At 39.3% G+C, this 12,481-nt stretch carries 10 protein-coding genes; 6 read left to right on the top strand and 4 right to left on the bottom strand.

What is annotated here, in order from left to right; translation table 11 throughout:
- Window positions 1-142: 142 nt before the first annotated feature.
- Window positions 143-1,156 carry a 3-deoxy-7-phosphoheptulonate synthase gene (aroF, locus tag EO120_RS03030; RefSeq protein WP_127134029.1) on the bottom strand — a complete coding sequence of 338 codons (1,014 nt, stop codon included), beginning with the start codon at window positions 1,154-1,156 and terminating at the stop codon, window positions 143-145.
- A 411-nt stretch (window positions 1,157-1,567) separates the two neighbouring features.
- On the opposite strand from aroF, the gene EO120_RS03025 reads away from it, so the two are divergent.
- Complete coding sequence (locus tag EO120_RS03025) at window positions 1,568-1,984, top strand: GNAT family N-acetyltransferase (RefSeq protein ID WP_127134028.1); 417 nt, start codon at window positions 1,568-1,570, stop codon at window positions 1,982-1,984.
- Here EO120_RS03025 and EO120_RS03020 read toward each other — a convergent pair.
- Window positions 1,981-2,856, bottom strand: coding sequence for a LysR family transcriptional regulator (locus tag EO120_RS03020; RefSeq protein ID WP_127134027.1), 876 nt, complete (start codon window positions 2,854-2,856; stop codon window positions 1,981-1,983). The genes EO120_RS03025 and EO120_RS03020 overlap by 4 nt on opposite strands.
- A 333-nt stretch (window positions 2,857-3,189) precedes the next feature.
- On the opposite strand from EO120_RS03020, the gene EO120_RS03015 reads away from it, so the two are divergent.
- Window positions 3,190-4,032 carry a fumarate hydratase gene (locus tag EO120_RS03015; protein WP_127134026.1) on the top strand — a complete coding sequence of 281 codons (843 nt, stop codon included), beginning with the start codon at window positions 3,190-3,192 and terminating at the stop codon, window positions 4,030-4,032.
- A gap of 9 nt (window positions 4,033-4,041) precedes the next feature.
- On the top strand, window positions 4,042-4,590 hold the full coding sequence (locus tag EO120_RS03010; protein WP_127134025.1) for a FumA C-terminus/TtdB family hydratase beta subunit: 549 nt from the start codon (window positions 4,042-4,044) through the stop codon (window positions 4,588-4,590).
- 104 nt (window positions 4,591-4,694) lie between these two features.
- On the opposite strand, the gene EO120_RS03005 is transcribed toward EO120_RS03010, so the two are convergent.
- Entirely contained in the window at window positions 4,695-5,723 is a 1,029-nt protein-coding gene (locus EO120_RS03005) for a ribonucleotide-diphosphate reductase subunit beta (protein ID WP_127134024.1), read from the bottom strand.
- Between the two features lie 160 nt (window positions 5,724-5,883).
- On the bottom strand, window positions 5,884-8,166 hold the full coding sequence (locus EO120_RS03000; protein WP_127134023.1) for a ribonucleoside-diphosphate reductase subunit alpha: 2,283 nt from the start codon (window positions 8,164-8,166) through the stop codon (window positions 5,884-5,886).
- 284 nt (window positions 8,167-8,450) lie between these two features.
- Between EO120_RS03000 and EO120_RS02995 the strand changes: the two genes are divergently transcribed.
- The 3 genes from EO120_RS02995 to EO120_RS02985 all read left to right on the top strand — a co-directional run bounded on the left by EO120_RS02995 (window position 8,451) and on the right by EO120_RS02985 (window position 12,423).
- Complete coding sequence (locus EO120_RS02995; protein ID WP_127134022.1) at window positions 8,451-9,623, top strand: iron-containing alcohol dehydrogenase; 1,173 nt, start codon at window positions 8,451-8,453, stop codon at window positions 9,621-9,623.
- 207 nt (window positions 9,624-9,830) lie between these two features.
- Window positions 9,831-11,144 carry a dicarboxylate/amino acid:cation symporter gene (locus EO120_RS02990; RefSeq protein ID WP_127134021.1) on the top strand — a complete coding sequence of 438 codons (1,314 nt, stop codon included), beginning with the start codon at window positions 9,831-9,833 and terminating at the stop codon, window positions 11,142-11,144.
- 256 nt (window positions 11,145-11,400) lie between these two features.
- The gene (locus EO120_RS02985; RefSeq protein WP_127134020.1) at window positions 11,401-12,423 is read left to right on the top strand and encodes a nicotinate-nucleotide--dimethylbenzimidazole phosphoribosyltransferase; all 1,023 of its coding nucleotides are present in this window, start codon (window positions 11,401-11,403) and stop codon (window positions 12,421-12,423) included.
- The last annotated feature ends 58 nt before the right edge of the window (window positions 12,424-12,481 follow it).

Raw genomic sequence — 12,481 nt, 5'->3', positions numbered from 1 at the left:
TCCTTTCCTAATAAAATAAGCTAGTACCTATTGTATCAGATACTAGCCTATTTGTACTATATGCTAGCGATTAGCTAGATGTGATATAAACAGATTCTTACACGCTTAAACATACATGCATATATTGTATTATGAAAGTCAATTATTTAGTGCATTCTACTAAAGCGGTACGCAATGCATTAACTTCTTTCATAAGGCTAGTGAATTGATCTGGACGTAATGCTTGAGGTCCATCGCATAATGCTTTTGATGGATCGTTGTGAACCTCAATCATAAGGCCGTCCGCTCCACCACCAACGGAAGCAAGGGATAATGGGCGAACCATGCGGCTCATGCCTGCAGCATGGCTAGGGTCCATGATAATTGGCAAGTGGGATAATTCATGCATCATAGGGATAGCAGTTACATCTAGCGTGTTGCGTGTTTTAGGTTCGAAGGTGCGGATACCGCGTTCGCATAATACAATTTGTTCGTTACCTTCGGACATAATGTATTCGGCAGCCATTAACCATTCTTCGTAAGTAGCGCATAAACCGCGTTTTAATAATATCGGTTTATTCATTTTGCCTACTTCTTTTAATAATGTGAAATTTTGCATATTACGAGCACCGATTTGGAGCATATCTACGTTGTCGAAGTATTGTAATTGAGAAATATCCATAACTTCGGACACGATAGGAAGGCCTGTTTCTTTTTTTGCTAATTCCAATAATTCTAAACCTTCTGGGCCCATACCTTGGAAAGAGTAAGGGGATGTACGAGGTTTGAATGCACCGCCACGGAGGATTGTAGCGCCTGCTTCTTTACATGCACGTGCAGTAGCTAATACTTGTTCTGGTGTTTCAACGGAGCAAGGACCTGCCATTACTGCGAAGTGGCCGCCACCAATGAGAGCGCCACCTACGTTGATAATGGAATCATCGGGATGGAACTTACGATTTGCTTTTTTGTATGGTTCTTGGATACGAGTTACTTTATCTACGAAGTCGAGAGATTCGATTTGTCTGGAATCAAGAGATGCAGTATCGCCGATAAGACCTAAGAGTCTGTAGTGAGCCCCTTGGCTTGGATTGATAACGAAGCCTTTTTCCTCTAACTCTTTACATAATTTTGTTACGTTAGATTCCGGTGCGTTTGGTTTTAAAGTGATAATCATAATAAGTCCTCCTCGGATACACAATGCGAATAGCGGGGCCAACCATACGGATAGCAAATAAAAAAGGGCTACCCGTATTTTAATACGGGTAGCCCTTTCACTATTCTAAGCCACCATAGATATTACCTAAATTAGCGTAGCTCAAATAGTTCTTTACCCGTACGTTGGATAAAGAACCAATAAAAGTATTGCTTTGCTGCTGTGCTAATTTGCGTGTTCATATGGGGACTCCTTTCTTAAAAATTTGATAGGTACAGTATAAACCCATTTGAGAAATTTATGCAAGCACTTTTTTTCTAGTTGTGTAAAAATTCTTGTGTTGGTGTTTTTATGGTTTGGTATAATGGACATACATTTAATTTTATATTTATCGTTTGGCGGATTTGAATCCGCTTTTGAAGGAGTTCTGGTATGGTTATCCAAATTTTAGATCATATAATTGATGAGATTAAGCAGATTCGTGAAGACGTATTTATGAATGAGCAAGGGTTTAAGGATGAGTTTGATGCCATAGATGAGACGGCAAAATTCGTCTTGCTGTCTATAGATGGTAAAGCCGTTGGTACGTGCCGCTATTTCCCAGGAGAGTCGTCTGGTGATGCACATATTGGACGTATGGCAGTTCGTAAACTATACCGTGGACAAGGCTTGGGGGCGAAAATCATGTTGGCTGCTGAGAATGGTATTCGTCGTGATGGGTTTACATCTTGTTCCCTCTCTGCACAAGTACAGGCACGTCCATTTTATGAAACACTTGGTTATGTAGCAGAAGGAGAGGAGTACCTTGATGAGGGGTGTCCTCATATCTTGATGCGGAAAATTTTTTAAGTATTTTCATTAGAGCCTATTGCCATGAGGATTTGTTTAGCCAATGTATCCATAGATTTATTGTTTTTATATACAATAGCCACAGTCGCTACAATAGGCGGTTTTAAGGAGATGAGGTTGATATCTTCTCGGTGAAATGGAGATGGTGTGAGTAGGAACGAGATGTGGTTGTTAGCGACTGTCATGTCCAGATTGCGTTCGATGTGATTCGATGACATGGCGATGTGTGGTGTTACATGTGATGCGGCTAAATGTTTCATGATATGTTGGCGATGAAATGAGTCTAATTGCATCATGATGAGGGATTCTGATTGCAGTTCGTCGTAGGTGATGGTAGTGTGATTTGCCAAGGTATGCGATTTTGGGACGCACGCTTTGTATTCCACGCTTCGTAAGGGAATTGATGCTAGATTTTTTGGCAATTCGTTGGCGATGATGATGGCTATATCTAGGTCTCCTTGTGAAAGTTTTTGCTGCAATCCAATGGACCCGTCCTCTACAATGGTCAGTTCTTTCATAGGATACGTTTGTTTGAAAAAGTTTAATAATGGTCTCATTACAAAGGATCCAATCATTGGAGGTATGCCGATGGATATAGGTGTTGATTCATCGGCATTAGTCGATTTCGTTTCTTGTAATAAGGCTTGTAAGTCGTGGATAATTGGACACAATTGTTTGTAGAATTTCTCCCCTTCCGGTGTAAGGGAAACCGATTTATGATGGCGTTCAAACAAGGTAATATTTAACTCTTCTTCTAATCGTTTGATAGCTACTGTTAGGTTTGGTTGTGAAAGATATAATTGTTGTGCTGCATGGGTCACATTGCCTAATTTAGCAATGGTGAGGAAATATTCTAAATATTTTAGCTTCATATAGATTACCTATGCTCGATGGAGTAATAACATATTTCATCAATAACTAATAGGACCTATTAGCGATATGTTTTCAATGTAGTAAGAGGCATACTAGTACATGTTGCGATAAATACTATTTATTACAAAAAGCATATCCTATATTTTACGCATTGTAAAGAGTTTTCTATAATGAATCCATAAGGTTCGGGAATAACTTCAGTATAGTTGCTTATAGTCATAAGCAGCATACTTTAGTAGTATACAATATCTATTAGAGAAGTTGCCTGTGATTCTTGTGTGCCCGCATAGTGGTAAAGCGTATAGTTAATTCAAGTGAAAGAGGTTATGGTTATGCGTGTTATCAATACCGATGAAATAGTACCTATTATTGAGAAATTAGCAATTCAAGCGTGCTGCTGTTTAAGTGATAATGTCATTGATGCTTTCAAAGAAGCATTAATAAAAGAAGAATCTCCTATTGGTAAAGAGTCTCTTGAAATTATAATTGAAAATAGCGAGTTTGCACGAGATAATATGATGCCTTGTTGCCATGATACGGGAATGGCCGTTGTAGTTATGGAAATTGGCCAAGAGGTTTGCTGGGAAGGTAAACCTTTATATGACCAAGTGGAAGAAGGTATTCGTCGTGGATATACAAATGGGTATTTACGTAAATCTGTTGTAGCAGATCCATTGGAACGTTTGAATACAAATGACAATACACCTGTTGTATTCCATCCATCCATCGTACCTGGTGATACTGTTAAAATTACAGTTATGCCAAAAGGTGGTGGCAGTGAAAATATGGGCGCATTCCGCGTATTACTACCTGGTGCTGGCGAAGAAGGAATCATTGAATTCGTTCTTGAAACAGTAGCTAAAGCAGGTGGTAATCCATGTCCTCCATACATCGTAGGGGTCGGCGTAGGGGGCACGATGGACCAATGCGCTTGGATGGCTAAAAAAGCATTGCTTCGCGATATTGGCAAACGTAATCCCAACCCTCGATATGCAAAATTAGAAGAAGATTTGCTAACTGCTATTAATAATACTGGTATTGGACCTATCGGTTATGGTGGCCGCAGTACAGCCCTTGATGTCCATGTTGAATACTATGGTGTTCACATCACTGCCTTGCCAGTAGCTATCAATTTCCAATGTAATGCAGCACGTCAAGCGACAGCAGTGCTATAGGAGGTTTCTATGAGTATAGAAGTTCAATTACCAATCACAAAAGAGTTCGCCAAAACGTTGAAAGTAGGCGATGTATTATACTTAACTGGTTATGTATACACTTGTCGTGATGCAGCACATAAATTAATTGCAGAAGCGCTTGAACGAGGTGAAGAATCCCCTGTAGATTGGACTGATCAACTCGTGTACTACGCTGGCCCATGCCCAGCGCCTCCAGGAAAAATCTTTAATTCTAATGGTCCTACTACTGCCGTTCGTATGGACCCATATGTGGAAATGATGTTGAAATTAGGGGCTACAGCTATGCTTGGTAAAGGCGTACGCGCTCCGTATGTAGCAGATCTTTGCAAACAATATGGTGCTGTATCTTTACTTGGTGTAGGTGGTGCTAGTGCTATTAATGCATCTCGCATTAAATCTGCTGAAATCATGGCGTATGGTGATCTTGGCACGGAGTCTATTAAAAAATTATACTTTGATCGTTTCCGCGTTATTGTTGGTATCGATACAGAAGGTAATGTATTACAAAACCAAGAAATTCCTAAATATAAACGCTAATATATGCATAAAAAGATACCTGTTCCAAAACGAGTACCAACCACATAAGTTAAAGAGCTTAGTGGACCATAGGTATTGAGAGTTTGGACGGGTATCTTTTGTTATTACACTAAATCATCAAAATCGAAAGCAGCTGCTTTTGTATAGTTTGTCACTTTCGCTTCGAAAAAATCAGTTTTTGTGCTATTTAAATTAGAGAAACTTTCAATCCATTCCATAGGATTGTCTTTGATTTCAGGATAGAGGTGAGGTAATCCGATGGCTTCTAAACGGATATTCGCCAAGTATTTGATGTAACGTTCGATGAGCAAATTGTTGAGCCCTAGAATTTTGTCATCTGTAATGTATTGGCCCCATGCAATTTCATTCTCTGCACCTTGGCGAATCATGTCGGTAATTTTCGCCTCTAATTCTGGGGTAAATAAATCTGGACGTTCACGGCGCAATTCTCGAATGATGTTTTGGAATAATACGAGGTGTGTTACTTCGTCGCGATTGATATATTTGAAAATAGTAGACGTAGCTGTCATTTTACCTTGCCGTGCCAAGGTATAGAAGAAACTAAATCCCGAGTAGAAATAGATGCCTTCTAGAATGTAGTTGGCAATGATGGTGTGAATCAAATTGGCTTCGCTTGGATCGTCGGAAAAACGTTGGTATGCATCGGCAATGAAACGATTGCGAGACAACAAAGTTTTGTCCGTACGCCATTCGTCATAGATTTTATCTCGTGTAATCGGATTCGTTACGGTGTCTAAGATGTAGGAATAACTTTGGGCATGAATTTCTTCTTGGAAGGCTTGAATATTTAATAGGGATGCCACTTCTGGCGCTGTAATGTAACGACTCAAATTCGGTAAATTCTCTGATTGAATGGAATCGAGGAAATTCAAGAAGGAAATGATTTTATCGAAGGCACGACGTTCATTGTCTGTTAGATATGGAAATTGCTTTACGTCTTCGTTCAAAGAAATTTCTTCAGGAATCCAAAAATTGTTGAGCATAGTGCGATACATTTGGTTTGCCCAATCGTATTTAATGCGATTCCATTCGCGCAAATTTGTTGTGTTGCCGCCAATCATGGCTTGTGTGCCACGGTCGCCATTTTCGTTAAATATGAGTTTCTTATCCATAGTAGAGCTCCTTTATATAACGATGCGACCTATACGTATATAGGTCGTCATCATAATTATAATATTGGTGAAAGCCTTAGTATATTACATATACTAAGAAATATCTTTGTAGTTATTATTGTACTTTCAAAGATAATGAAAGTGTATAGCCTGTGTGCTCTTACGAGGAGCAGCTAGTACATTCATCCATTTCGAGGGATTGATTGCGGATATAGTAAATCGTTTTTATTCCTTGTTTGTATGCTTCAACGTAGAGGTCTAGGATTTCCTTCGCTTTCATTTGTGGCGTAATGTACAAATTGAAAGATTGGGCTTGGTCAATATGGCGCTGGCGGATGCCACAAGCCTTAATAGACCATTGTTGATTAATCGTATGCGCTTCTTTGTAGAGCCAGAATGTGTCATTGTTCAAATCTGGTGCTGTTTTTGGTGTGAAAGAACCTTTTTTCTCTTCAATAAAGAATTTTTTAAAAATAGGGTCAATACCCGCCGTTGTATTCGCAATATTAGATGTGGAACCAGTAGGGGCAATAGCCATGAGGTAACCATTGCGGATACCGTATTTTGCTACGTCTGTAGCTAATTGTTTCCAACGATCTGATGTGTAACCACGGCGTATGAAATACTCTCCACTTTCCCATTCGGAACCTTTAAAAGCAGGATAAGCACCTTTTTCTTTGGCTAATTCCATGGACGCTTTGATAGCATAGTAAGCGATATCTTCAAATAAGCGGTCTGCCACTTCTAAATGTTCTTCAGACTCCCATTGGATATTGTGATTTACTAAATAGTGATGATAACCAGATGTACCAAGGCCGATAGCACGATATTTATCTGAGGTCATGCGAGATTCTGGTACAGGGGCTTGATTGATAGAAATAACATTGTCTAACATACGGATTTGAAGGGCAATGTTTGCTTCTAATTCTTCATCGGTAATACGACCAAGGCTTATGGAGTTTAGGTTGCATGTAACCATGTCACCTGTTTTTGTAGTTGTTGTAATAGAACCATCTTCGTTAATGATTTCTTCGTCTAAATTGGTGAAACCAACATTCTGCGCAATTTCGTGACAAAGATTGGATGCGTAAATCATGCCTGCGTGCTTATTAGGATTTGCTGCATTTACTGTATCGCGGAAAAAGATGAATGGTGTACCTGTTTCTACGGCACTGCGCATGATTTTTTTCATCATATCTAGGGCTGGTACTTCGATACCGTGCAAATTAGGGTCTTGTTCACATTCGATATAACGTTTCGTAAATTCCTTGCTTTTATCAGTGTCGAAATAATCTTCTAAGGCGTAACCTTTCACTGTAAGGACTTCATGAGGGTCGAAAAGTGTAAAGGTTTCACGAGCTATGAGGCGTTCCATAAAAATATTCGGCACGGAAATGGCAGGGAAAATATCATGTGCTTTGCGACGATCATCACCATTGTTGGTGCGCAATTCCACGAATTCGTAAAAATCTTTGTGCCAAATGTCGAGGGTTACTGTAGCGCCACCTTTGCGCTTGCCCAATTGGTCAACCGCAACGGCAGTGTCATTGTACAAGCGAATCCATGGAATAACGCCACCAGAAGAATTTTTAAAACCGCGAATGTCGGAATTTAAGGCGCGCACTTTGCCTAGATAGATGCCTAGCGCACCACCGTGTTTAGATACGCGAGAAAATTTGCTATTTACGTCGTAAATAGACCACAAGTTATCGTCTACGCCAGAAATAAAACAAGAGGATAGTTGGTGGAATGGGGTACCAGCATTTGCTAATGTAGGCGTAGCAGTAGTCATTTTCAATTGACTCATCAAGTCGTAGAATTGTTTAGCATATGCCACTTTGTTGTCTCCTTCTACGAGGGCCAAGTGCATAGCGATAGCCATGAAACGTTCTTGTGGTAATTCATAAATTTCTTTATTGAAACCTTTTACAAGATAACGGTCGGCTAATAATTTTAGACCTTCATAGTTAAAGAGATAGTCTCGTTTAGGTTTTATGTAATCGCCTAACTCTTCTAATTCTTCATGTGTATATTCCGTAATGAAGAAATCAGCGTATTTTTTTTCTGCTACTAGCATTTTTACGAGATTAGGGAAATTGCCATATCCAAATGCTTTGTAACGGCGTGTGATAGCCGCTTCTTTATATAGGTCAAATAAGAAAAGTCGAGCCGCTACGAATTGCCAATCTTGATTCATTTTGTTTACTTGATTGCCAAAACCATCATCTTTTTTGGAAATTACTTTTTCGATAGCCGTTTGTACCAATGTTTTTTGAATTTCTTTGGTGGTCATACCATCTACGAATTGCAATTTTGCATCCATTTCCAATTCTAATGGATCACAAGAATCTAAACCTAAGCAGGCGAATGCAATCATACGCTTCGTTTTTTCGACGGATAATGGCTCTACATGACCATCCCGTTTTTTTATCATAATTTCCATTTCTATTCCCTTATTAATATCAAATTATTTCTAAACTATATATAAACAGAAAATAAGAAAACTACAATATATTGTAGTTTTCTTATTTGCCTCATACACTATGTAATGATTATACTGAAAAAAGTCGATATATTCAAGACTTGACATTGAAAAAAATCTATGAGTCTTATCGTGGTTAATACGAGCTTTTTCTTAGACATAAAATATAATGTTTCATTAGTGGGGAAATATGTATATACTAGTAGTACAAGTATGTGACAATTATTTATTAAGGAGGTTTAACTATGCAATTTTCATATTTTTTACCAGTCCATATCGAATTCGGCTGGCACAAGGTAAATGATGTAGCAGAGTTTGTGAAACCTTATGGTAAAAGGGTATTGATTGTAACAGGGCGAAGGAGTGCCAAGAAATCAGGCCTTTATGACCGCGTTGTAGAGAAATTACATGCGGCTCAGATTGGTCATGTACTATTTGATGAAGTAGATGCAAATCCATTGACTACGACGGCTCTTAAAGGTGCAGATATAGCTAAACAAAATGGTTGTGATGCGGTCCTTGCCATTGGTGGGGGGAGCATTATGGATTGCGCTAAAGGCATTGCGTTTATGGCAGTCAATGATGGTGATATTAATGATTATATTTTTGGACGCTCCTTTAGCGATAATGCATTGCCTCTCATCGTTATTCCTACTACATGTGGCACTGGATCCGAAGGTAATGGTTTTGGCGTGCTTACGAATCCTAACACCGGAGATAAGAAATCTCTGCGTTGCAATGCTATCGTACCCAAAGTGAGCATTGTAGATCCTAGTGTAATGACTACTATGCCTTCTTCTGTGTTAGCGGCTGTTGGATTTGATGCATTATGCCATAATATTGAAGCATATACATCGAAAATGGCGCAACCTTTCACAGATGCTTTGTCCTATTATGGTGTCCAATTATTGGCACAATATCTCGTGCCTCTCTATAAACATGTGAAATCTGTGAATTCTGGTGAAAGCCCGACTTTAACTGATGAACAAGTAAAAACTGCGTGGGAATCCATCACATTAGCTAGTACTATTGGTGGCATGGTCATCAACACTGCGGGGGTTACTTTGGGACATGGCTTAGAACATCCAGTTAGTGGGTTGAAAGATATTACTCATGGTGTGGGACTTGCCGTTATTGAACCGGTCGTTGTGGATTTTACATGGAGCGCTAATCCTATTAAATTTGGTGCGTTAGCGAGAATTTTTAACTATGGTGATGGTTCAGAATTGGGCGAAGCATTACATACTATCGTTAGTGAACTTGACATGATAACAAATCTTACAGAATTAGGGCTTACAAAAGGAGATATTCCTTGGCTAGTTGATAATGTATACGTCGTGGCTGCAGGAAATTTAGCTAATACAGTGGCAGACGTGAGTCGTGATGACGTAGAAAGATTATATAGAAAGATGTTTTGATTTTATGACTCTGTAGTCATGAAAAATTAGTGTTATACATTTGAAAGTGAAAATATATTTGACATTTCTAAAACATATTCATATAATAGGTTTTAGAAAAAAGAGACTAGGATATGTTCTGAATAGAGCATAAACAAATCCCAGCCCCTTAGGGCTGGGGTTTTGTTTATGTGTAGGGTCTCGAATTTAGAGTTATGAGGTGTTATTATGTCGGAAAACAACAGAAACGTTGACAAATTGGCAGAGGAGATAACGCTCCAAAGCCGTGGTCAAGGTAAATTGCGTCAATTTATTTTGTGGATGGGCGCTCTTATTATCGGTGCTATTTTAGGTTGGCAAAACATACCAGCATTGAATGAATTATTTAATTTTATTGCTGCAGTGTTTACTCGTTTATTCCAATTTATTGCTATTCCAACAGTATCTTTAGCGGTTATTACCACTTTATCTGCTTTAGGAGCTAAGAAAGATACGGGACGAATTTTTGGACATGCATTGGTATATACATTGCTAACTACTATTTGTGCTGCAGCGGTGGGGTTAGGTTTGTATCTCTACATTGCACCAAATAATTTACCACTAGATATTATCGGTGCTGGCGCAGCAGCTGTACCTGAAAAACTAGGTACCGTAACGTATTACGATCATTTCTTGTCGGTCATTCCAAACAATATATTGCAACCATACTTGCAAGGTAATGTATTGTCCGTTATGTTTATCTCTGCTTCTGTAGGTCTTGCTTTTGCATTCATGCCTAAAACAGAAGGCCGTGAAGCGGTGTTAAAAGTTCTCTTCGGTTTACAAGAGTTGTTGTTTACTTTAATCAAAGCGTTATTGTATGTATTGCCAATCGGTATCCTCGCCTTTGCTGCACAATTGTCCGCACAAATCGAAGCAGGCGTTATCGTCGGTGCCCTCGGTAAATATACAGCTGTTGTCATCGGCGGTAATTTGATTCAATTCTTTATTATTATCCCATTGTTCTTATTATTCCGTGGTTTAAATCCATTAGATGTATTTCGTAAAATGTCTCCTGCTGTAGCTGTAGCTTTGTTTACAAAATCCTCTGCTGCTACACTGCCTGTTACATTGGCGTCTGCTGAATCTAATTTGAAAGCCCATCCTGCAGTGGCTCGTTTCGTATTACCAATCTGTACTACTATTAACATGAACGGTTGTGCCGCTTTCATTCTCGTTACGTCCTTATTTGTCATGCAAAATGCGGGCATCGAATTGACTATGGGAACCATGATTGCGTGGTTGTTCATTGCTGTTCTCGCTGCTGTCGGTAATGCAGGTGTTCCAATGGGTTGTTACTTCTTGACATTGTCTTTGATGAGTTCTATCGGTGCACCTATCGGTTTGCTTGGTATTATCTTACCGATCTATACTATCATTGATATGATTGAAACTGCTGAAAATGTATGGTCTGATGCCTCTGTATGTGCTATGGTTGATCATGATTTAGAAGGTACGCTTGGCGATAATGATGGTGAAAGTCCATCATTCCAAGGAGCATAGAATACTAGATGTAGTATGCTTATAGTGGTTACTACAAACTGTTGATTATAAGGATAGAATAGTTGTTTAATATTGCAGAAAGACCCAATCTTTTGATTGGGTCTTTCTTGCGTTTTATGGTATACTTTCACAAGGAAAAACAGGAAATTTAGATATAGATACAGATTGCGTTTCATTGGCAAAAAAATAGTGAGGTGACGAAAGCACCATATCTGAAATAATTGTCGATGAATTGTGTTACATAGAAAGAGTTATTATGAACGATAGTCAAACCGTCCACGATTTGGACCAAGAATTAAATACATTCATTCAAGCGAAATGTCTGATTCCTGGTGGGCTTGGATTGTGGGAAATGTATTTTAGGAAAATTTGTCGCGCTTGGGGGCGCATCGATGATACTATACGTCCTCAGCATATTATTTTTGCCGCTGATAATGGTTGCAATATGGAAGGATATGTGGGCTACAATTACGAAGTAACCCAAAAGCAGTCCCGCAACATGGTGCTAGGTCATACGGCGGCTACACATTTTTGTGAATTTAATCATATTCCTTACGAAGTAGTAGATGTGGGTGTTGCCAGTGATGATGGTATTGGTGTGAATTGTAAGGTGGCGAAAGGTACAAAGAATATTTTAAATCATCAGGCCATGACGGCAGATGAATTTGAGAGTGCCTTTACGGCTGGTCGCGAACGCGTCGCATATCACGTAGAACAAGGGGTTAATGTAATTTCTTTTGGTGAAATGGGGTTGGGTAACACCACCACATCGGCAGCAGTTTTGTCCGCTTTGACTGGAAGACCTGTAGAAGATACCGTAGGCCCTGGATCATGGCCTAATAAACCAGATTTGATGAAGCGAAAACTAGATTTTGTACAATCAGCTCTCGATTTCCATAAAGGAAACCTTGATACTGTACCCCATATCATCGCCTGTGTAGGTGGATTTGATATTGCCGCTATGACTGGTGCCATGATTGAATGTGCAACGAAACGAGTTCCGTTCGTTATTGATGGGTTTATCTCTGCTGTGGCTGCTGCCTGTGCGGTACACATGGATGATAATGTGAAACATTTTGCTATACCATCGCACCATTCTCGAGAAACAGGTATGGAAATAGCCCTTAATGAAGTGGGAATTAAAAATCAGGACGTGCCAATTCAAGCCCAAATGGCTATGGGTGAAGGTACAGGTGCCATTTTGATGGTGCAAATGCTGAAAACAACACAATACATGTTTGTGAATGTAGGGACATTTGGGGAGATGATGAAGTTGTAGTTCTTTAGAATTGAGAAAAACCTGATATATGGATGAATTAAGTGGTGAAATATATATA

The organism is Veillonella caviae, from assembly GCF_003992125.1.
In the GTDB taxonomy this organism is placed as follows: Bacteria; Bacillota; Negativicutes; order Veillonellales; family Veillonellaceae; genus Veillonella; species Veillonella caviae.
The sequence above is the reverse complement of the archived record's forward strand: the minus strand, read 5'-3'. Positions and strand labels throughout refer to the sequence as shown.

Coding starts and splice junctions, on each gene's coding strand:
- aroF (WP_127134029.1), bottom strand. CDS start 1,156: ATGATTATCACTTTAAAACCAAACGCACCGGAATCTAACGTAACAAAA.
- EO120_RS03020 (WP_127134027.1), bottom strand. CDS start 2,856: ATGAAGCTAAAATATTTAGAATATTTCCTCACCATTGCTAAATTAGGC.
- EO120_RS02995 (WP_127134022.1), top strand. CDS start 8,451: ATGCAATTTTCATATTTTTTACCAGTCCATATCGAATTCGGCTGGCAC.
- EO120_RS03015 (WP_127134026.1), top strand. CDS start 3,190: ATGCGTGTTATCAATACCGATGAAATAGTACCTATTATTGAGAAATTA.
- EO120_RS02990 (WP_127134021.1), top strand. CDS start 9,831: ATGTCGGAAAACAACAGAAACGTTGACAAATTGGCAGAGGAGATAACG.
- EO120_RS03005 (WP_127134024.1), bottom strand. CDS start 5,723: ATGGATAAGAAACTCATATTTAACGAAAATGGCGACCGTGGCACACAA.
- EO120_RS03000 (WP_127134023.1), bottom strand. CDS start 8,166: ATGGAAATTATGATAAAAAAACGGGATGGTCATGTAGAGCCATTATCC.
- EO120_RS03010 (WP_127134025.1), top strand. CDS start 4,042: ATGAGTATAGAAGTTCAATTACCAATCACAAAAGAGTTCGCCAAAACG.
- EO120_RS03025 (WP_127134028.1), top strand. CDS start 1,568: ATGGTTATCCAAATTTTAGATCATATAATTGATGAGATTAAGCAGATT.
- EO120_RS02985 (WP_127134020.1), top strand. CDS start 11,401: ATGAACGATAGTCAAACCGTCCACGATTTGGACCAAGAATTAAATACA.